The organism is Selenomonas ruminantium AC2024 (genome assembly GCF_000687995.1).
Taxonomy (GTDB): domain Bacteria; phylum Bacillota; class Negativicutes; order Selenomonadales; family Selenomonadaceae; genus Selenomonas_A; species Selenomonas_A ruminantium_B.
The window spans coordinates 317,572-337,289 of the sequence record NZ_JIAC01000001.1 but is presented as its reverse complement, the minus strand read 5'-3'; the positions used below and the strand labels follow the sequence as shown (position 1 = coordinate 337,289).

Here is a 19,718-nt window from a genome sequence, read left to right as displayed (position 1 = left end):
AGACGAAAACAATCAATAAAAGCCCGTATATACTGTTTCTGTAACGTTTGACGCGCAGCGTCTCAGTGAAAGAAACAGTATATACGGGCTTTTTTATTGCGTATTGTCAACGCAGTCCTGTTGGCGGGGTATTAGATGAAGCTGAATGCCTTAATCGTGGCATACTGCAGATATTTGTCTGCTTTGGTCGGGTCGCCTTCCAGAATGGCCTTGTTGACGGAAGCGTCCTTGCCTTCGGCGATATTCACGCGGCCGGCTGCGACTTCTTCTTCTACCTTGGCCAGAAGTTCCTTGCGGGCTTTCTTCGTGTCGTTGTAGATGGTCTTGTTGTAGAAGATGTTCATGGATTTCTCTGTCTTCTCTTCATCACAGTTGAAGAAGACATAAACTTTCTTTTCGGTTGCCATAATGATAATCCCCCTTGAAATACATATAATATTATTCCATTTATAAATATGTAACCAATAATGACATTATAACACATTCTGTCAAAAATGATAAATTAAATTGAATCTTCACAGGTGGTTGACAAATAAAACAAGAAAGAGTAAAGTGAAACTTGTATAGAATTGTAAGAAATCGTAGTCAATTCAGAGTTGAATGACCGGGAGGTATTTTCATGGCAATCATCAAGAAAGAATCCTTTGGCAAATTAAGCGATGGTCGTGAGGCGTTTCTCTATACCCTGCGCAACACCAAGGGGACGGAAGTAAAAGTCACCAACTATGGTGCCCGGCTCGTGAGCTGGAGTACCTATGCCAAAGATTATCAGAAAATAGATATCGTGCTGGGCTATGCGGATGCACTGACTTATGAGAAAGACGATACCAGCATGGGCGGCGTGGTGGGCCGTCATGCCAACCGCATTGCCGGCGGCAAGGCCGTCATCAATGGGCAGGAATACCAACTGGATTTGAATACCGGTTCCAAGAATCAGAACCATATCCACGGCGGCAGCAAGGGATTCCATAATGAACTTTGGGAGGCAGAGGAAGTCTATGAAGGTGTGCGTCTGACCTATCACAGCAAGGATGGGGACGCAGGTTATCCAGGAAATATGGATGTAGCCGTTATCTATTCGCTGTCTAACGACAATGAGCTGTCCATTAAGTATGAGGCGGTCAGTGACAAGGATACCATCTGCAACCTGACCAACCACAGCTACTTCAATTTGGATGGCTTTGCATCCCCGTCCATCCTCGACCAGAAAATCCAGATTTTTGCCGACAAGTATACCTGGGCAGATAGCGAATCCCTGCCGGATGGGCGTATTCTTGATGTAGAGGGCACGCCGATGGATTTGCGCCAGCCGACGAAAATTGGCGCTCATATTGATGATGATTTTGATGAGCTCGTCATGGGCAAGGGCTATGACCACAACTGGGTTATCCGCGAGGAACCGGTCAGTGTGGAAATGAAGCCGGGGATGTTCGGTTATGACCCGCATTGCCCGATTGATTACCTCAAGGGCGGGCTCAAGAAAGTGGCCTATGCCGAATCGGATAACAGCGGTCTGACGCTGACCTGTTACAGCGACCTGCCGGGCGTACAGTTCTATACGGGAAATTTCCTTGAAGGCGGTCTGCCGGGCAAGAAGGGCGTGGAATTCCAGTATCGTTCTGGCTTCTGCCTCGAAACGCAGTATTTCCCGAATTCGCTGGCTAATCCGAACTTCCCGCAGCCCATCATCAAAGCCGGAGAAAAATGGGAATCCCAGACGATTTTCGTGCTCTGGCCGAAAGATTAATTAAATTTATAATACCAATATGTATTCTTTATTCATTAGTGTCGTAAATGATGGGGAAATATAAAAACATTAATAACGATAATTTTAGCGAATACATGCAATGAATAATAAATAGTAGACAAAAACACGAAAAAAGCATACAATATAAACATGAACGAGAACATAAAGCATTTTATCATTCTCGAAAAGGTCATACCAATTTCAGGGAGGCATGTTTGATGAATATTCATGAGTACCAGAGCAAGGCCGTATTGAAAGCCTATGGGGTAGCAGTTCCTGAGGGGCTGCCTGCATTCACGGTGGATGAAGCTGTGGAAAATGCCAAGAAAATCGGCACTCCTGTAGTCGTAGTGAAGGCCCAGATTCATGCTGGCGGCCGCGGCAAAGCTGGCGGTGTCAAGCTGGCCAAGAATCTTGATGAAGTGAAAAATTATGCAAGCGAGTTGCTGGGCAAAACGCTTGTGACCCATCAGACGGGGCCGGAAGGCAAGAAGGTGGGACGCCTCCTCATCGAAGCTGGTTCCAATATCAAGAAAGAATATTACCTGTCCTTCGTCATTGACCGTCAGACGGCCCGCGTGGTCATGATGGGCTCCGAAGAAGGCGGTATGGAAATCGAAAAAGTGGCCGCTGAAATGCCGGAAAAGATTTTCAAGGAATACATTGACCCGGTGGTTGGTCTGGCACCGTTCCAGGCTACCCGCATGGCCTACAATATCAACATTCCACAGCCGGCCATCCGCAAGGCTACGAAGCTCATGACCTGCCTGTACAATGCCTTTGTTGGCAAGGACTGCTCGCTGGCGGAAATCAATCCGCTCGTAGTTACGGCGGAAGATGATGTGATTGCCCTTGATGCCAAGCTGAACTTTGACGACAGCGCCCTGTTCCGTCATCCGGATATCGAAGAACTCCGTGATGAGAGCGAGGAAGATCCCAAGGAACGCCGTGCAGCAGAAGCTGGCCTCAACTACGTCAACCTCGGCGGCGATGTTGCCTGCATGGTTAACGGCGCAGGTCTGGCAATGGCTACAGTCGATATCATCAAACACTATGGCGGCGAGCCGGCCAACTTCCTCGATGTGGGCGGCGATTCCTCGCCGGAAAAGATTGCCGAAGCCTTCCAGATTATGCTGGACGGCGGTCAGGCCAAGGGCATTTTCGTCAACATCTTCGGCGGCATCAATCGCTGTGATGCAGTAGCAGCCGGTATTGTCGAAGCAGCCAAGATTATCTCGGATGATGGCAAGTCCCTGCCGGTTCCTGTAGTTGTGCGCTTAGAGGGCACCAATGTGGAACAGGGCCGTAAGATTTTGCAGGATTCTCCGATTGCCAACGTCATCATGGCACCGACCATGGAGGGCGGCGCGGAAGAAATCGTAAAACGTGTCAAGGCAGCAAAGTAAGGGAGGCCATCTAAATGGGTGTTTTAGTAAATAAAGATACAAAGGTAATCGTACAGGGCATTACGGGCAAACAGGCTACCTTCCATACGAAGCAGATGCTGGCCTATGGCACGAAGATTGTCGCTGGTGTAACGCCGGGCAAAGCCGGACAAGTTGTAGAAGGAGTTCCCGTATTCAACACCGTTAAGGACGCAGTGGACGCAACAGGGGCTACGGCCTCCGTGGTCTATGTACCCGCAAGGTTCGCCGCTGACTCCATCATGGAAGGTGTGGATGCCGGTCTTGATTTGGTAGTCTGCATTACGGAGCATATTCCCGTACAGGATATGGTCAAAGTCCGCCGCTATATGGAAGGCAAGAAGACCCGCCTGATTGGGCCGAACTGCCCGGGCATTCTGACCACGGATGAATGCAAACTCGGTATCATTCCGGGCAATATCCAGAAAAAAGGTCATGTAGGCCTCGTTTCCCGCTCCGGAACCTTGACTTATGAAGCAGCTTTTCAGCTTATGAATGCCGGAATTGGTGTGACGACTGCTATCGGTATCGGCGGTGACCCGGTCAAGGGCACGGACTTTATCGATGCCTTGGAACTCTTCAAGAATGACCCCGAAACCAAGGCTGTGCTGATGATTGGTGAAATCGGCGGTACGGCTGAAGAAGACGCCGCCAAATGGATTAAGGAAAACATGCCGGACAAACCGGTAGCTGCCTTTATCTCCGGCCGTCAGGCGCCTCCGGGAAAACGCATGGGCCATGCCGGTGCAATTATCTCCGGCGGCAAAGGTACAGCTGCCGATAAGATTAAGGCCCTCAACGGCGTTGGTATTGAAGTAGCCGACACCGTTGCCCATATCGGCGCAACCGTTGTCGATACGCTGAAAAAAGCGGGCATTTACGACGAGTGCCATACTTGCTGATAAATAAGGACAATAAAAAATCGCTGGACGAAAGTCCAGCGATTTTTATTGTCTGCATATAAGCAACAAATGAAATTATTTGATGCCAGCGCCATCGAGAGCGGAACGAACGCTCTGAGCAGCTTTGTGCATCTTTTCGAGTTCATCGTCAGTGAGGTGAACTTCGAAGGAGCGCATGATACCATCAGCGCAAACCATACGAGGAATGGACAGAGCCACATCCTTGATGCCATATTCGCCTTCGAGAACTGCGGAGCAGGGCAGGATGGTGTGTTCATCATAGAGAACGGACTTGATGAAGCGGCAAGCAGCCATAGCGATACCGGTGTTCGTGAAGCCCTTCTTGTTGATAACATCGTAAGCAACCTGAACGAGTTCCTGTTCAACAGCTTCGTGGCTGAGTTTTTCCGTACGATGGAAATATTCATCCAGATCATCAATGGGGAAACCAGCGCAGCCAGTCGTGGACCAAGCAACGAAAGCAGCGTTGCCGTGTTCACCGAGAACATAACCGTTGATGTTCTTCGGGTCAACCTGGTACTTGTCAGCCAGGATGCGACGGAAACGATAGGTTTCGAGCATCGTACCGGTACCGAGGATGAGGTTGCGCGGATAATCGAACTGCGTGGAAACAACATAAGTAGCAACGTCAAGCGGGTTGGTGATCATGATGATCATAGCTTCCTTCGTGCGCTTAACGATTTCGCCCATTACGGAGCTCATGATCTTAGCGTTGGTGCCAGCCAGCTTCAGGCGGTCCGGAGTTTCACCCGGGCGGATGGACGGGCCTGCCGTGATAACGATGATGTTTGCATCTTTGCAGTCTTCATAGTCACCGAGATGGAACTTGATGTTCGTGCTGTAGATGCAGCTCGTTGCATGGCTGGAGTCCTTAGCTTCGCCCCAAGCCTTGTCTTCGTTGAGGTCGATGAGGACTACTTCCGTAGCAAGCTGGAAGTCAGCGATTTTGTTGGCAACTGCGGAGCCAACGTTGCTGGCGCCGATGACGACGATTTTTCTTCTGTTGTTCATTTTGTTATTACCCCCTGAATCAAATTGTGAAATATATCCCTAAGTCGTGTTAATGGTAGCACTATTAATACCTGGTGTCAATAAGTATTTGCAAAGAAACAAAAGCAATATTTTTCGCAAAATTAGTGTAACTGTCAAAAATGACGGGAAAATGTGTAAATTCGTCAGACCTGCGGGAAAGCCGTAGATTTTTTATAAGAGGCGGTTGTATTTGCAGGTTATTTATTATATATTATAGATTGTTACTTTGATTGGCTGACTTCGGAAGGAGATTGTTTGACATATGTTTGGCATGTCTTTAGATATTGGTATTGACTTGGGCACGGCTAACGTGCTGGTATATGTAAAGGGCAAGGGCATTGTGCTGCGGGAACCCTCGGTTGTGGCTGTGGACCGCGATACGAACCGGGTGCTGGCTATCGGTGAGGAAGCACGCCAGATGATTGGCCGTACGCCGGGCAATATCGTGGCTATCCGCCCTCTGAGGGAAGGTGTTATCGCCGACTACGACATCACGGAGAGCATGCTGCGCCACTTCATTGAAAAGGTGGTGGGCCGCCGTTTCGTATTCCGTCCCCGCATCATGATTTGCATTCCTTCAGGCTGCACCATGGTGGAACAGCGTGCGGTGCAGGAAGCTGCTGAGCAGGCTGGTGCGCGTCATACCCAGCTCATTGAAGAACCGCTGGCCGCTGCTTTGGGCGCCGGGCTTGATATCGTAGAACCGCGTGGTTCCATGGTCGTGGATATCGGCGGCGGCACTACGGATATCGCCGTGATTTCCTTGGGCGGCATTGTGACGAGTGCCTCCCTCCGTGTGGCCGGTGACAAGTTCGATGAGGATATCACCGCTTTCGTGAAGAAGGAATTCAACATCATGATTGGCGAGCGTACCGCTGAGGAAATCAAAATGCGTGTAGGCGCGGCTTTTGCCGGTGCACGCAATGAAATCATGGATGTGCGCGGCCGCGATATGCTTTCCGGTCTGCCGAAGAATGTGCAGATTACCACGGCACAGGCAGCAGAAGCCACCCATGACAGCGTGACGAAAATCGTCAACTGCGTCAAGAAGGTGCTGGAGGACACGCCGCCGGAATTGTCGGCAGACGTGATGAACTGCGGTATTGTGCTCACGGGCGGCGGCGCTATGCTCTATGGTCTGGACGAGCTGATTCGCCGCGAAACGGATATTCCCACGGCCCTGGCAGAAGATGCCATGAGCTGCGTGGCTATCGGCTGCGGCATGGCTCTGGACAGCTTTAATAAGTTTGACGGCAAAGCCCGCAATGTAAAGACTGGACGATAAAAAAATATATTTTTTTGACAAAGGCGAAACTCGAAAGGAGTTTCGCCTTTTTGCGCGAAATATACAGGCAAGAAGAAGTATGGAAATGTCTTCCTCTATGGGGACGGTGTCGAGCATATGCGAGACGGATGAGGTTTTAAGGGAGGATTATACTATGTGGCGTGGCCTATATACTGCAGGCACGGGCATGATTACCGAGAGCAAGCGCACAGATACGCTGGCAAACAACCTTGCCAATGCCAATACCACCGGCTTCAAACGGGATGAAGCCATCAGCCGGGAGTTCCATCCCATGCTGATTAAACGCATCAACGACGGAATTAATCATAATGATGTAACCAGTTTCAAGCAGTTCCATGTCGGGGAGCAGTATCCTGTGGTGGGGACTTTGGGGCTGGGGTCTTATATTGACGAAATTGCCACCGAGCACAGCCAGGGGGCTTTTGAAACCACGGGAAATCCTTTGGATTTGGCCATTTCCGGCAACGGCTATTTTGCCATTCAGACGGAAAACGGGGTGCGTTATACCCGTGACGGCAACTTCTATAAATCGGCCCGAGGCGAGATTCAGACCGTGAATGGTCAGACGGTGCTCGGGCGCAACGGGCGCGGCATCACTATCCCGCAGGACACGGTCAGCATCATGGTGGGCAGCAAAGGGGAAGTCTATGCCGACAATGTGCAGATTGGGCAGCTGCAGTTCGTGCAGTTCGACAATCGGCGGGCGGTGCTCAAACAGGGAAATAACCTCTATTATCCGCAGGAAGGCGCGCGGCCTGCACCTGCGACAGGGGAGATTCAGCAGGGACTGTTGGAGCGCTCCAATACCAATGTGGTGTCGGAGATGGTGGAACTCATCAATAATTACCGCATGTATGAAGCCGGCTCCAAAGCGGTTACGACCCAGGATGCGATGCTGGATAAATCGGTTAATGATGTAGGTCGTTTAACCTGATTTTTATTTAAGTTTTTTGATGATTTGTTCGATATATATTGGAGAGGTTCGAGGTGTGACTTTTCTTGGGCGCTGGGCAACGATATAGCATTATCGTTTTGTGGTGTAAGGAGGTAGCTCGTTATGATGAGAGCACTTTGGTCGGCAGCTTCGGGGATGAAGGGGCAGCAGACTAATATGGATGTTATTGCCAATAATATTGCCAATGTAAATACATATGGCGGCAAGAAGGTTCGGGCGGAGTTTCAGGATTTGATTTATCAGACCCTGCGGGATGCCGGGGCACAGAGCGGGCAGGATAATCAGTATCCTACCGGCTTGCAGATTGGCTTGGGTACCCGTGTTGCGGCTACGCAGCGCGTAATCACCCAGGGGCCACTGCAGACGACGGAGAATCCTACGGATGTGGGCATTCAGGGGGAAGGTTATTTCCGCGTGACTTTGCCGGATGGCACCACGGGCTATACCCGTGATGGCTCTTTTAAGCTGGACTCCCAGCGGCGCCTTGTGACCTCTGACGGCTATCTGCTGGCAGACGGTATTACCTTTAATGAAAATTCGCCAGTGGACTCCATTGTTATTGCTGGCGATGGTCAGGTTTCGGAAACGCCGGCAGGCGGTACGCAGCAGAATGTGGGGCGTATTATGCTGGCTCGTTTTGTCAATCCTGCGGGGCTGACGGCCATTGGCAAGAATCTCTTTATCGTATCGGAAGCATCCGGTCAGCCTATTGAAGGCAATCCTGGTGAGGACGGGGCAGGAACGCTTACCCAGGGCACGTTGGAAATGAGCAATGTGCAGATTGTGGAGGAAATGGTCAATATGATTGTTTCCCAGCGTGCATATGAGTCCAATTCCAAGGCTATCACCACTTCCGATTCCATGCTGGAAATTGCCAACGGGCTTAAACGCTGATGAATATTAAGAGGAGCCGCCCAGCCATTCGCAGCATACTCTGTATGCTATGGAGTGGCTTCTTCTGTCTGTTAGCCCTTGCTTTTTCGCCGCAGGCAGAAGCTGTTTATGGCGGCCATATGCAGGCGGAAGTCTTCCCGCAGATGATAAGTTCCCAGAAGCTGGCAGGGATTGCGCGGCAGCAGCTGGAACTGGAATTTTATAAAGCCGGGGAGAAGCGGCGGCATGTGCTGACGCTGACCAATGCACCCAGTGATTTGCGGCTGCCGGCCGGGAAACTGCGCTATGAGGCAGAACTTCCCGGGCCTTTGCGTTACGGCAATGTTCAGCCGGTTCATATTCGCCTGTTACTGGATGAAAAACTCTACCGTCAGGTAGTCTGCTATTACCGGGTACAGGTGTTTGATAAGGTGCTGGTGGCGGGGGCGGATTTGGCTTTAGAAAAAGCCATCGCGCCGAATGCTGTGCGGTTGGAGGAGCGGGAAGTCCATGGCGGACAGGGCCGCTATCTTTCCTCCTTTGAGGAAATTGCCGGGCGGGTTCCTGTGCGTTATATCCATATGGGACAGCCCTTGGAGCAGAATATGCTGCAAAATCCCGTGGTGATTCAGGCGGGCACGCCTGTAAAACTCGTGACCAAATATAAGGGCATAGAGGTCAGTGCCAATGGCATTGCCATGCAGAAGGGCCGTGTGGGGGGCAGGATAAAGGTACGCAATGCCAATTCCTCCCGGATTCTGCAGGGCAAGGTAGTGGATGCTGCGACCGTGGAGATAGAGTGACAGAAAAAGGCAGGTAGTGACTATGAAGAATAAATATAAGCGGCAGATTGCTCTGGCTCTGGCGGCGGGAGGCCTTTTCTATGCATTGGCTCCGGCTACGGTAGATGCGCAGTCTTTATGGGCGGCAGATGGAGGCAAGATTCGCAGTGTCTTTGCTGACCGCAAGGCTCAGGATGTGGGGGATATCCTCACCATTGTCATCAGTGAGTCCACTAGCATTTCGGATACCCGCTCCACTTCCAACAGCAAGAGCGGAAAGTCATCTGTGAATGCTGGTATTGGCATTTTTGACTTCATCAAAGCGGCTTCCATTGGCGGTTCGGATTCCTTTAATGCCGATGGGGCGGCTTCATCCAAGAATACCACCCGTGCCAATGTGACGGTGACGGTGGTGGATGTGCAGCCCAACGGCAATCTGGTGCTGGAAGGCACCCAGTCCATCTGGAATAACAAGAATGAACACAAGATTACCTTCAAGGGAATATGCCGTCCGGAAGATGTGACCGCCAACAATACCATTTCCTCGACGAAGATTGCGGGAGCCACGGTGCGGTTTGACGGCAAGGGCCCCCTGAACGCGAAACAGCGGCAGGGCATTTTGACGCAGATATTCAACTTCTTGTTCTAACAGGATACGGAGGCTATTTATGAAAAGAGTATTGGCTTGTTTATTGGCCGGAGCGTTGGTTTTAGGGGGAATCCCCTCGCTGGCTTCGGCAGATAATGCGGTGACACGAATAAAGGATATTGCCAAGGTGCAGGGCGTCCGCTCCAACCAGCTCATGGGCTATGGTTTGGTGGTAGGGCTTAACGGCAGCGGCGATTCCAATAAATCCACGGAAACGGTACAGTCCATTGTAAATATGCTGAAGACTTACGGCGTGGCGGTAAATCAGGGTTCCCTGAAATCCTCCAATGTGGCAGCGGTTATGGTAACGGCTACCTTGCCGCCCTTCGTGCGTGAGGGGGATACGATTGATACGACGATATCGTCCCTGGGCGATGCGAAAAGCATCCAGGGGGGGACGCTCCTGCAGACGCCGCTGAAGGCGGGCAACGGCAATGTCTATGCCGTGGCACAGGGCCCTGTTTCTACCGGTGGCTTTCAGGCTGGCCGTGGAGGCAATAATTCCACGGCAACCAAGAACTTTCCCACGGTGGGCATGACGCCCAATGGGGCTATCGTGGAACGGACGGTGGAGGATGATTTGGGCACTAACGGGCGTATTTCGCTGTCCCTCGCCCATCCGGATTTCACCACGGCAACCCGCATGGCGGCAGCCATCAACTCCCAGTATGGGAACGTGGCGCATGCCGTGAACCCCGGGCGTATTGACCTAAACATTCCTTCCTATTTCCGTGGGAATGTCGTGGGCTTTGTGGCGTCCATTGAGGAACTGCCGATTATACCGGATAATGTGGCCAAGATTGTGGTGAGCGAGCGCACGGGTACCATTGTCATGGGCGGTGATGTATCGGTGGACGAAATCGCTATCACGCAGGGCGGCCTTTCCATCCGGGTGCAGAAAAACGAAAATGCCAATCAGCCGGACCCCTTCAGCTATGGTACTACCATCGTGACCAAGAATACGGATGTGACCGTGACGGAGGATAAGGCCAGCACCGTGGTACTGCCGGCTACGGCCAATATCAACGATATTGTCGGGGCGCTCAACGCAGTAGGAGCAACCCCACGAGATATTATTTCCATCCTGCAGGCAATGAAGGCCGCTGGGGCTATTCATGCAGACCTGCAGCTGATTTAAGATTCTTTGCAGGAGGCAGGTGATGGCAATGCAGATAGGACCACTTACAGCGCCAGGTCTGGAGGGGAGCGGCAACACCAGTTATAATTCGGCCAAAGCCGCGGCTGACTCGGTGAAGTTCTCCAAGATTCTTGAGGAGGTACAGGGCCGGGCAGAAAAAGCCTTGAACCCCAAGGAGGCAGCGGCTCTTCAGGAAGCCAAGGCCATGGAAAAGCGGGATAAAGAACTTAGAAAAGCCTGCGAGGGCTTTGAAGCCATCTTTCTCAATATGATGTATCGCCAAATGCGGGCCACGGTGCCGGAAAACACACTTTTCGGCGAGTCCCATGCCCTGAAAATTTTTCAGGATATGCGGGATGACGAACTGATGAAGAACGTGGCGGCGGGCGGCGGCATTGGTATTGCGGATATGATGTACAAACAGCTCAAACCGCAGGTTGAGAGTCGCAATGCAGCGCAAAATGTGATAAAATGAATGGAAGGCGGGACGGTGAAAGGGCCGTCCCGATTTCTATTTAGGGAGGTCATATTTTGTTTTTCAATAAACGCAATTTGACGGCTTTGACATTGGCCGTATCTTTATTAGGTGTTCCTGCCTGGTCTGAGGCAGCGGACCTCAATTCCGTGCGCTATCATTCCGGCTCGGCACATGACCGGGTGGTTTTTGACTGGTCAGCAATGCCCCGCTACAATGTGACGGTTTCCAGCGACAAGCGGACGGTGACATTGGACTTTTACAATGCGGACAAGCGCAGTATTGATGAAAAATCCTTCTCCAGCTCCCGCATTGAGAAGGTGTCCTATACGGAGAAGAACGGGCATCTTCTGGTGTCGGTGCGGCTGAAGCCCGGGCTGACCTATAAGGTGGCAAAGCTTGCGAATCCTGCCCGCGTCTTTATCGATATACTGCCGCAGGCAGCGGGAAGCAATCGCAAGCAGGCGCAGAAACCTGCGGGACAGGTTAAGCCGGGTACCAATAAGAAACCGGGCACGACCATTACCGGTGGCAATGTGATGAATCTCCATTATGATGGCCTGTATACGGAAATGGTGGCGCCGGGACTGGCAAGCCGTGAGTATGTCTACTGGGATGATGCCGGGCAGATTTCCGCGTACTTTATCGAAGCGGACAAGAATCTCTATAAGATTAAGCCGGTACTGGCTCGCGGGCGGGTGCCGGGGCTGCAGACCACCAGTGGCATCTCCGATATGACGGATGCGGTGGCGGCCGTCAATGCCACCTATTTTGCCGGCAATGGCGATGCCATCGGCATGGTGAAGATTGATGGCGATATGGCAGGCACTACTTATTATCGGCGCACCGCGCTGGGCATCGGCTCGGACGGCAAGCCCTTCATGGGGCAGGTCACCTACACGGGCCGTGTAACTCTGGGAAAAGTGACACAGCCGATATCCGGTGTGGATGCGGAGCGCGGTGCGGACAATCTGACCGTTTACAATCACTGGTACGGCAGCCGTACGCGAACCAATGAGTTTGGCCGCGAATACACCGTGGTAAATGGCAAGGTAACGGCCATCAACACGGGCAATTCCGTAATTCCCAAGAATGGCTGCGTGATATCGGTGCATGGTAAGGTTGCAGATGCCTTTGCCGGAGTCAAGGTCGGAGACCGGGCGGTTATCTCCCAGGAACTGGGCGCTCCCTGGAATCAGGCTTTGGAAATCATGGGCGCCGGCCCGCGTCTGGTGCAGAATGGTCAGGTGAACGTAACGGCTGGAGCCGAACAGTTCCCCTCGGATATTCGCTATGGGCGTGCTCCCCGCAGTGCAGTGGCCATCCTTAAAAACGGCAATTACCTCTTTGGCGTGGTAGATGGCCGCCAGGCGAGCAGCAAGGGCCTGACCCTCACCGATTGGGCAAAACTGCTGGTGAAGATGGGCGCCAAGGACGCCATGAATCTGGATGGCGGCGGTTCCAGCGCTCTGGTAGTGGGCGGCCAACTGCAGAACTCGCCGAGTGATGGCCATGAGCGTTCCGTGGGGTCGGCACTGGTTCTCACCAATAAATAATCCGAATGGGACTTTGTGCCTATGGCAAAAACGTCTTAATCACGATATAATAAAAAAATAATGATTAAAAGCGAGCAAATGAGGTGAATTGTTTTGCGTAAATATATAAGGAAAGTGGCTGCTTTAGGAATGGCGGCCATGCTGGCTGTGCCGCCGACTGCAGGGATGGCTATGGACCCGATACTGCCCCACAGTCAGGTAACGGAAGGGATGTCGGGCACGGCCTACACGGTGATTGACAGTAGCGGCGAGCTGCGGAATTTCCAGGTGGATATCGTGGGCAATATGGACAACGGCAAAGGCTCCCAGCCCATGATTATGGCTAAGGCTTCCGGCCCTGTGATTGAGCAGACCGGCGGCATCCTGCAGGGCATGAGCGGCAGTCCGGTCTATGTGGATGGCTATCTTATCGGCGCCGTGGCGGCAGGTATCAAGGATATGACGCCGTATACCTTCTTCATTACGCCGATTGATGAGATGCTGCCCCTTTGGTCCATGCCGGACAAGAAGAACAAGACGCATATTTCCACGATAAATATCAAGAAAGCGGCGGAAACGCGGGAAAAGGCTGAGGCCGAGAAGAAGAAAAAGCAGGAAGAACGGGCTAAATCCCAGGATAAGAAAGTTTATGGGGATGAACTTCTGGACAGAGCGCGGGCGGCAGTAGCTGCTGATAAGGAAAAGGGCAAGGAAAAACAGCCTGCTTCCGATGCGGAAAAGAATGCAGATGCCAACGCAGAACCCAAGGATGTCATGTATTTTTCCGGCTTCAATCAGGCAGGCTTGGATTTTCTGAAGCGCCAGATTGACCCGCAGGGCAGTTACAAGTTCCTGCCCATGGGCGCACCGAGTGCAGCGGATATGAATAAGACCGACTACCATGCAACGCTCGAACCGGGCTCGGCAGTGGGCGTGGCGGTTACTTATGGTGACTTTGCCGTAGGTGCTACGGGCACGGTTACGGCCGTGGACGGCAAGCGGATTCTGGCCTTTGGCCATCCCTTCCTCCATCGGGGCAATGTGAACTATTTTATGACCGATGCCACTGTAGTGGGCACCATCAGCGGTCAGAGCAACGGCATGAAGGTGGCCAATATCGGCAATATCATCGGCCGTATTAGTCAGGACCGGGCTACGGGCATTGCCGGGACTTTGGGACAGTTCCCATCGGTGGTTCCCATCAAGGTCAATGTCAAGGACAACGGCCTTTCCCGCAGTGAAAACTACGGTGCACGGATTGCCTATGATGAGGATTTCCTGCCGCAGCTTTCCGGGGGTATTGCCTATGCGGCGCTTTCCAAGACTAGCGATAATCTCAGCGGCAGCACAGCCAAAGTCGGCTTCAAGATTCGTACTGATGCGGTGAAGGATGGTGTGGTCGCAAGAGATAATATGTTCTATAACACGGCGGATGTAGGCCAGATTGCCATGGCAGAGCTTATGCAGGCCATGAGCACCATCTGCCAGAATTCCGACAAGGAATCGGACATCATCGATGTACAGGTGGACATTACCGTGGACGGCGACCGCAAAACGGCTTCGCTGATTTCGGCCGTACCGGACAAGAAAAAGGTCAAACCCGGTGAGACGGTGAAATTCACCACCACCATCAAACCCTATCGCAAAGCCAAGGAAACGTTGATTATTCCGTACACGGTACCCGTGGCACAGCCCAGCGGTACGCTGAATCTGGATATTCGGGGCGGCGGGCTGGTGCCTGTCACCACGCTGATGCTCCTGCAGCAGTCCGGCGTGGATGTGGTCAGCGAAGGCGACAACAAGCAGACCACGGAAGATAAACTGAAAAAGCTGGAAAGAGCCGGCAAGAACAATGAAATCGTCATTGCTCCGGGACAGGTACAGAAACCGGTCAGCAAGGGTGCCATGCAGGAGGCGCAGCAGGCCGCTATGCAGCAGAGCAAAGAGCGGGTCAGCAACCTCGACAAGCTGGGCAAGAAACCGGTGACTCCGGGCGAGACGAAATTTGCAACAGGCTACATCATTGACAATGTGATTCATGCCTCGCTGATAGTGGAACGCTAAGGGGAAGCGTTCCTGGGCAAAAGTAAAACTAACCTATTGTAAAGACTGACGGTTAATGGTAAACTATTGGTTGGTGCTTTTTGAAGAGCATGACTACTAGGAGGATAAGGAACTTAATGGAAAAGTTGATTATACATGGGGGACGTCCACTTAAAGGGCGCGTAAAAATCAGCGGGGCCAAAAATGCGGTGCTGCCCATCATTGCAGCCACCCTTTTGGGCCAGGAGCGGGCAAGCCTCTTGGACGAAGTCCCGGCTCTGGAAGATGTACACACCATTACCGAGGTCTTGAAGAAATTAGGGGTCAAGGCAGAATTTGATGAGGAAAAGCATCAGCTGAATGTGGACAGCACGGTAATCGGCAGCTGCGAAGCGCCGTATGATTTGGTGCGCAAGATGCGGGCATCTTTCCTGATTATGGGGCCGCTTCTGGCTCGCTGCGGACAGGCGAAAATCTCCCTGCCCGGCGGCTGTGCCATTGGCACCCGTCCCATCGACCTGCACTTGAAAGGTTTTGAAGCCCTCGGAGCCAAGATTAAGATTGGCCACGGCTTTATCGAAGCCACGGCTCCGGAAGGCCTCAAAGGTGCGAAAATCTATCTGGACTTCCCCAGCGTAGGAGCTACGGAGAACATTCTGATGGCTGCCTCCATGGCAGAAGGTGTTACGGTGCTGGAAAATCCCGCGCAGGAACCGGAAATTGTGGATTTGGCCAATTACCTCAATGTGATGGGCGCTAAGATTCGCGGTGCGGGTACCAACGTCATCAAGATCGAAGGTGTGCCCAAACTGACAGGCCGTGATTACACCATCATTCCTGACCGCATTGAAGCAGGTACCTATATGGTAGCCGCTGCCATGACGCAGGGGGATGTCTATATCGAAAACGCCATCAGCGAACATCTGAAACCGGTTATCGCCAAGCTCAAGGAAGCTGGCGTTACCATTGAAGAAGATGTGGATGGCATCCGCGTGACCTGCGACAAGCGGACCAAGGCCGTGGATATCAAGACCATGCCGTATCCGGGCTTTCCGACGGATATGCAGGCGCAGTTTATGGCTATGCTGGCTATCTCGGAGGGCACTGGCCTCGTGACGGAAACGGTGTTCGAGAACCGCTTTATGCATGTGGATGAACTCAAGCGCATGGGCTCCAACATCAAGATTGATGGCCGTACCTCTGTGGTGGAGGGCGTGGAAACCTTGACGGGTTGTCAGGTGAAAGCCACTGACCTGCGCGCCGGTGCTGCTATGGTGCTGGCTGGTCTCGTAGCCGAAGGGGAAACCCAGGTGGGCTACATCCATCATATCGACCGTGGCTATGATAACTTAGTAGATAAATTAGTAGGACTGGGCGCAGATATCTGCCGCCGGGATTCCTAAAATAGAAAGGCCTTGCCGATTTTGCGGCAAGGCTTTTCATTTGGCAGGATTTCTGCTATACTAATCTATGTTGCGGTTGTAGCTCAGTTGGATAGAGCGTCCGCCTCCTAAGCGGCAGGTCGCGCGTTCGAATCGCGCCAATCGCACCAGTTTATATGCAAAAGATGCCCGGTGACGGGTTTAGTGTATATATTGCATAGTTTATATCATTTACATTGTGGTACTAAGACGCCCGTGTGACTGGTAATATTTTTCCTTCGCCATAGACAGGCTTGTCAAAAGCTGCGGAAAAACATCACCAGTCACACGGGCTGGCTTTTTATATGTGTTTAGCACATATGGCCGTGGAGGCGGTGGGTTGGTTAACCTATCGGGCAGGAGGGCACTTCGCCACCGCGCTCGGCGGTGTGTTTGCCCTCAAAGAGTGCCTGGCTGACCTTGCGCATGAGCTCGTCCTGTTCAGCGGCGGCAGAGAAGATTACCTGCTTATTGGCGGTTTCCGTTTCGGCATCCACTTCAGTGATGGCCAGCTGCAGGCGATGACTTTTGTCTTTGCGGAAGGAATAGCTGCTGCGGGTGGCCAGCCACTCCGTAATCATTTCGATATTCTGGAAGGATGCAACCTTGTTATAATCCTTGTAAATTTCGGCGGCCATAGCGGCGGCCTTTTTTTTGTCGGCGGCGGCGCCAATGATGGAAAACTCCGTACTGGCTTCCTCTGTTATAAGACAGGTAACGATGTAGAGCATGATAAAACCTTTCTTTCTGCAATAAAGTAATGGACTGCATGTCCGCTATTATTGTAACAAATATCCTTCAAATGTCAATTTGCAGGCGGGGGTAGTGTATACAGATTGTGGACATTTTATGGCCTTGTAGTGATAAAAATACATCTTTACATATACGATAAATTTTTTGTGTTATTTTTATAGCATATATTTCCTTGGATGAGGATGTGGCATTATGATGATTGGATAGTAGTTTAATATAAAGACAAATGTCTTTGAAATACAGAGGCAAAAAATGTATAGTTGTCCATGTAACAGTTTTTACACTTACGGGTGGTTTGCAGATACTTAAATTTGTGCTATAATGTCTACTCGTAACAAACATTGTGGGAAATGCGTTGTTGTATGTGTAATTTGTAAGAAGTTAGGAGAATGTTTTATGGTTGGAACGCAACCGGTGAACCGTAAAAAGGCGTTTAATATGCTTTTCTTCCTGGAGTTTTGGGAACGGTTTGGTTTTTATGGCCTGCAGGCCGTTTTGGCAGGTTTCTTTGTTAAGAGCCTGGGCATGGAAGATGCAGAGTCTTTCGTAGTATTTGGTGCATTCAGCGCCATGGTATATGGTTATGTATCCATTGGCGGCTTTTTAGGCGATAAAGTGCTAGGGACCCAGCGCACGATTACGTTGGGCGCAGCGGTGCTCATGATTGGTTACTTCATGATGGGCATGGCTGGTACCAACAAGGATATGGTGTTCCTGGCACTCGGTGCTATTGCCTGCGGTAATGGTATCTTCAAGGCAAACCCGTCCTCCCTGCTCTCCAAACTCTATGAAGGTGCAGAGGAAGAACTGGACAGTGCCTTTACCATGTACTACATGGCCGTAAATATCGGTTCTTTCGTTTCCATGCTGCTCGTGCCTATCATTGGTGCGCAGTACGGCCTTGACCTGGGCTTTATGATTTGCGCTATGGGGCTGGTGCTGGCTATTGGCGGCTTCGTAAGTTTCCGTCATCTGGTACGCGGCATTGACTCTCCGGCAGGTGCTGAAAAACTGTCCATGCCGAAACTCCTGGCAACGATTGCTGGCGTTGTGGCTATGACCTTTATATCCAGCTGGTTGCTCAGCCATCTGTCCGTAGCACACTGGCTGCTCCTTATCATTGGTATTCTGGTGTACGGTGTATTCATCAAGATGATTTTCCAGTCTTCTGGTGCTACCCGCAGCCATATGATTGCGGCTATGATTCTGATTGTGGAAGCTATCGTGTTCTTCACGCTGTATAATCAGATGCCGACGTCGCTCAACTTCTTTGCGATTAAAAACGTGGAACACAGCATTATGGGCATTAACATCCCTGATGCGCAGGTGTTCCAGACCCTCAATCCGTTCTGGATTATGCTGGCCAGCCCGGTTTTGGCATACTTCTATTCCCGTTTCGGCAGCCAGGGCAAAGACCTTTCGATGCCGGCTAAGTTTGCGCTGGGCATGCTGCTGACGGCAGGTTCCTTCCTTGTGGTTGGCTTCTCGGCTAACTTTGCCAGCGAAGCAGGTATTGTATCGGCTTGGTGGTTGGTAGGTTCCTACTTCCTGAGCTCCATTGGCGAGCTTCTCATCAGCGGTCTGGGCCTTTCCATGATTTCCAAACTCGTGCCGCAGAAACTCATCGGCTTCCTGATGGGCGCATGGTTCCTGACCACGGCTATTTCTTCTATCATCGGCGGCTGGGTAGCCAGCCTCACGGCTGTGCCGAAGGATGTAACCGACCCTGTGCTGACGCTGGGCGTTTACTCTGACGTGTTCACGCAGATTGGTATGGTTACGCTGGGCGTAACGCTGGTTATGGCCCTGACAGTTCCCCTGCTTAATCGCCTGATCAATAAACAGGATGATGCAGAAGCTGAAGTGGAAGCAGAGGCAGTTTTGGAAAAATAATTTCAAAAAAAGTATTGACACCTGCTCTCGTAAACGCTATAATGATTTCTGTTGATTGCGAGAGCAGTTAACCAATGACTCAGTAGCTCAGTTGGATTAGAGTATTTGACTACGAATCAAAGGGTCGGGGGTTCGAGTCCCTCCTGGGTCACCATAATGAAATGATAAACCTCTATTCTTCTAAGAAGAATAGAGGTTTTTTGTCAATAATCCCACCCCGTCGTGCATTGATTGCGTCCCAAGCCACTAAGCCGGCTTTAGCGAATTTGTCTATAGCAGCATCGAGTCCGGTGTGTGCGATATTGGAAAAAATTTTGTAATGCTTGACCTTATCAATCGTAAGTATAGACAAAGGTAAACAAAGTCAACTAAGCACAACAGAAAGGGGTTGTCAAAAAATGATGGACAAGAAAGAACTCAACTTAATGGAATTGGACACAGTGGCTGGTGGTAATTTCTTTGGTGACCTTTTGGATGAGGTTGAAAATGTTGTAGAAGATGTCTGGGATGGCGTTAAAGATGTTACAAACGAAGCGGTGGAAGTGACCTGGAAGGGCATGAAGCTCGTGTATGATACGGTAAATCCTATCCAATAACAATATCAATAGAAAGGGGATGTTCAAAATGATGGACAAGAAAGAACTTAACGTAGTGGAGAAGAAAGAACTGGAGATTATGGAACTGGACAATGTGTCTGGTGGCAGCTGGTGGAACGATCTTAAAAACATCGTTGAAGATACTTACGAGCTCGTAAAAGATATTACCTGAT

General features: G+C 51.2%; 19 protein-coding genes and 2 tRNA genes. 18 read left to right on the top strand and 3 right to left on the bottom strand.

Translation table 11 applies throughout. The features are described from left to right. Positions 1 to 131: 131 nt before the first annotated feature. Complete coding sequence (locus P157_RS0101535; protein WP_026759459.1) at positions 132 to 407, bottom strand: hypothetical protein; 276 nt, start codon at positions 405 to 407, stop codon at positions 132 to 134. A 212-nt stretch (positions 408 to 619) separates the two neighbouring features. Between P157_RS0101535 and P157_RS0101530 the strand changes: the two genes are divergently transcribed. The 3 genes from P157_RS0101530 to sucD all read left to right on the top strand — a co-directional run bounded on the left by P157_RS0101530 (position 620) and on the right by sucD (position 4,073). Further along, the gene (locus P157_RS0101530; protein WP_026759458.1) at positions 620 to 1,747 is read left to right on the top strand and encodes an aldose epimerase family protein; all 1,128 of its coding nucleotides are present in this window, start codon (positions 620 to 622) and stop codon (positions 1,745 to 1,747) included. Between the two features lie 218 nt (positions 1,748 to 1,965). Beyond that, positions 1,966 to 3,153 (top strand): ADP-forming succinate--CoA ligase subunit beta, encoded by a 1,188-nt coding sequence (sucC, locus tag P157_RS0101525; protein WP_026759457.1) that lies wholly within the window; start codon positions 1,966 to 1,968, stop codon positions 3,151 to 3,153. 14 nt (positions 3,154 to 3,167) lie between these two features. Continuing rightward, positions 3,168 to 4,073, top strand: coding sequence for a succinate--CoA ligase subunit alpha (gene sucD, locus P157_RS0101520; protein ID WP_026759456.1), 906 nt, complete (start codon positions 3,168 to 3,170; stop codon positions 4,071 to 4,073). Positions 4,074 to 4,148: 75 nt separating this feature from the next. Here sucD and P157_RS0101515 read toward each other — a convergent pair whose 3' ends face one another. Then, the gene (locus tag P157_RS0101515) at positions 4,149 to 5,105 is read right to left on the bottom strand and encodes an L-lactate dehydrogenase (protein WP_014423306.1); all 957 of its coding nucleotides are present in this window, start codon (positions 5,103 to 5,105) and stop codon (positions 4,149 to 4,151) included. A 283-nt stretch (positions 5,106 to 5,388) separates the two neighbouring features. Between P157_RS0101515 and P157_RS0101510 the strand changes: the two genes are divergently transcribed. From P157_RS0101510 to P157_RS0101460, 11 genes are all read left to right on the top strand, one after another. Next, positions 5,389 to 6,411: a rod shape-determining protein gene (locus P157_RS0101510; RefSeq protein ID WP_026759455.1), complete on the top strand. Its 1,023-nt coding sequence runs from the start codon at positions 5,389 to 5,391 to the stop codon at positions 6,409 to 6,411. 154 nt (positions 6,412 to 6,565) lie between these two features. Next, entirely contained in the window at positions 6,566 to 7,366 is an 801-nt protein-coding gene (locus P157_RS0101505) for a flagellar hook-basal body protein (protein ID WP_026759454.1), read from the top strand. A gap of 123 nt (positions 7,367 to 7,489) precedes the next feature. Then, a complete protein-coding gene (gene flgG / locus P157_RS0101500; protein ID WP_026759453.1) occupies positions 7,490 to 8,281 on the top strand; it encodes a flagellar basal-body rod protein FlgG in 792 nt (263 codons plus the stop codon). Between the two features lie 44 nt (positions 8,282 to 8,325). Further along, complete coding sequence (gene flgA / locus P157_RS0101495; protein WP_051598441.1) at positions 8,326 to 9,063, top strand: flagellar basal body P-ring formation chaperone FlgA; 738 nt, start codon at positions 8,326 to 8,328, stop codon at positions 9,061 to 9,063. A 22-nt stretch (positions 9,064 to 9,085) separates the two neighbouring features. Then, positions 9,086 to 9,691, top strand: coding sequence for a flagellar basal body L-ring protein FlgH (locus P157_RS0101490; protein WP_037368063.1), 606 nt, complete (start codon positions 9,086 to 9,088; stop codon positions 9,689 to 9,691). Positions 9,692 to 9,710: 19 nt separating this feature from the next. After that, positions 9,711 to 10,829, top strand: a complete 1,119-nt coding sequence (locus P157_RS0101485) for a flagellar basal body P-ring protein FlgI (protein ID WP_026759450.1) — start codon at positions 9,711 to 9,713, stop codon at positions 10,827 to 10,829. Positions 10,830 to 10,857: 28 nt separating this feature from the next. Beyond that, a complete protein-coding gene (locus P157_RS0101480; protein WP_037368451.1) occupies positions 10,858 to 11,304 on the top strand; it encodes a rod-binding protein in 447 nt (148 codons plus the stop codon). 56 nt (positions 11,305 to 11,360) lie between these two features. Next, the gene (locus P157_RS0101475) at positions 11,361 to 12,860 is read left to right on the top strand and encodes a phosphodiester glycosidase family protein (RefSeq protein WP_026759448.1); all 1,500 of its coding nucleotides are present in this window, start codon (positions 11,361 to 11,363) and stop codon (positions 12,858 to 12,860) included. A gap of 93 nt (positions 12,861 to 12,953) precedes the next feature. Beyond that, on the top strand, positions 12,954 to 14,903 hold the full coding sequence (locus tag P157_RS0101470) for a SpoIVB peptidase S55 domain-containing protein (RefSeq protein WP_026759447.1): 1,950 nt from the start codon (positions 12,954 to 12,956) through the stop codon (positions 14,901 to 14,903). A 116-nt stretch (positions 14,904 to 15,019) separates the two neighbouring features. Further along, the gene (gene murA / locus P157_RS0101465; protein ID WP_026759446.1) at positions 15,020 to 16,285 is read left to right on the top strand and encodes a UDP-N-acetylglucosamine 1-carboxyvinyltransferase; all 1,266 of its coding nucleotides are present in this window, start codon (positions 15,020 to 15,022) and stop codon (positions 16,283 to 16,285) included. A gap of 72 nt (positions 16,286 to 16,357) precedes the next feature. Further along, a tRNA-Arg gene (locus P157_RS0101460) sits at positions 16,358 to 16,434 on the top strand. Positions 16,435 to 16,647: 213 nt separating this feature from the next. On the opposite strand, the gene P157_RS0101455 is transcribed toward P157_RS0101460, so the two are convergent. Beyond that, positions 16,648 to 17,034: a hypothetical protein gene (locus P157_RS0101455; protein WP_026759445.1), complete on the bottom strand. Its 387-nt coding sequence runs from the start codon at positions 17,032 to 17,034 to the stop codon at positions 16,648 to 16,650. A gap of 418 nt (positions 17,035 to 17,452) precedes the next feature. On the opposite strand from P157_RS0101455, the gene P157_RS0101450 reads away from it, so the two are divergent. The 4 genes from P157_RS0101450 (at position 17,453) to P157_RS15415 (ending at position 19,717) form a co-directional block, all read left to right on the top strand. Then, on the top strand, positions 17,453 to 18,949 hold the full coding sequence (locus P157_RS0101450) for an oligopeptide:H+ symporter (protein WP_026759444.1): 1,497 nt from the start codon (positions 17,453 to 17,455) through the stop codon (positions 18,947 to 18,949). A 76-nt stretch (positions 18,950 to 19,025) separates the two neighbouring features. Then, a tRNA-Arg gene (locus tag P157_RS0101445) sits at positions 19,026 to 19,103 on the top strand. Positions 19,104 to 19,347: 244 nt separating this feature from the next. Then, positions 19,348 to 19,545, top strand: coding sequence for a hypothetical protein (locus tag P157_RS0101440; RefSeq protein ID WP_026759443.1), 198 nt, complete (start codon positions 19,348 to 19,350; stop codon positions 19,543 to 19,545). A gap of 28 nt (positions 19,546 to 19,573) precedes the next feature. Further along, entirely contained in the window at positions 19,574 to 19,717 is a 144-nt protein-coding gene (locus P157_RS15415) for a hypothetical protein (RefSeq protein ID WP_155266683.1), read from the top strand. Position 19,718 lies beyond the last annotated feature (1 nt).

Excerpts from the sequence above, each read along its gene's own strand:
- P157_RS0101535 (WP_026759459.1), bottom strand. The coding sequence starts at position 407 with ATGGCAACCGAAAAGAAAGTTTATGTCTTCTTCAACTGTGATGAAGAG.
- P157_RS0101530 (WP_026759458.1), top strand. The coding sequence starts at position 620 with ATGGCAATCATCAAGAAAGAATCCTTTGGCAAATTAAGCGATGGTCGT.
- sucC (WP_026759457.1), top strand. The coding sequence starts at position 1,966 with ATGAATATTCATGAGTACCAGAGCAAGGCCGTATTGAAAGCCTATGGG.
- sucD (WP_026759456.1), top strand. The coding sequence starts at position 3,168 with ATGGGTGTTTTAGTAAATAAAGATACAAAGGTAATCGTACAGGGCATT.
- P157_RS0101515 (WP_014423306.1), bottom strand. The coding sequence starts at position 5,105 with ATGAACAACAGAAGAAAAATCGTCGTCATCGGCGCCAGCAACGTTGGC.
- P157_RS0101510 (WP_026759455.1), top strand. The coding sequence starts at position 5,389 with ATGTTTGGCATGTCTTTAGATATTGGTATTGACTTGGGCACGGCTAAC.
- P157_RS0101505 (WP_026759454.1), top strand. The coding sequence starts at position 6,566 with ATGTGGCGTGGCCTATATACTGCAGGCACGGGCATGATTACCGAGAGC.
- flgG (WP_026759453.1), top strand. The coding sequence starts at position 7,490 with ATGATGAGAGCACTTTGGTCGGCAGCTTCGGGGATGAAGGGGCAGCAG.
- flgA (WP_051598441.1), top strand. The coding sequence starts at position 8,326 with ATGCTATGGAGTGGCTTCTTCTGTCTGTTAGCCCTTGCTTTTTCGCCG.
- P157_RS0101490 (WP_037368063.1), top strand. The coding sequence starts at position 9,086 with ATGAAGAATAAATATAAGCGGCAGATTGCTCTGGCTCTGGCGGCGGGA.
- P157_RS0101485 (WP_026759450.1), top strand. The coding sequence starts at position 9,711 with ATGAAAAGAGTATTGGCTTGTTTATTGGCCGGAGCGTTGGTTTTAGGG.
- P157_RS0101480 (WP_037368451.1), top strand. The coding sequence starts at position 10,858 with ATGCAGATAGGACCACTTACAGCGCCAGGTCTGGAGGGGAGCGGCAAC.
- murA (WP_026759446.1), top strand. The coding sequence starts at position 15,020 with ATGGAAAAGTTGATTATACATGGGGGACGTCCACTTAAAGGGCGCGTA.
- P157_RS0101455 (WP_026759445.1), bottom strand. The coding sequence starts at position 17,034 with ATGCTCTACATCGTTACCTGTCTTATAACAGAGGAAGCCAGTACGGAG.
- P157_RS0101450 (WP_026759444.1), top strand. The coding sequence starts at position 17,453 with ATGGTTGGAACGCAACCGGTGAACCGTAAAAAGGCGTTTAATATGCTT.
- P157_RS0101440 (WP_026759443.1), top strand. The coding sequence starts at position 19,348 with ATGATGGACAAGAAAGAACTCAACTTAATGGAATTGGACACAGTGGCT.
- P157_RS15415 (WP_155266683.1), top strand. The coding sequence starts at position 19,574 with ATGATGGACAAGAAAGAACTTAACGTAGTGGAGAAGAAAGAACTGGAG.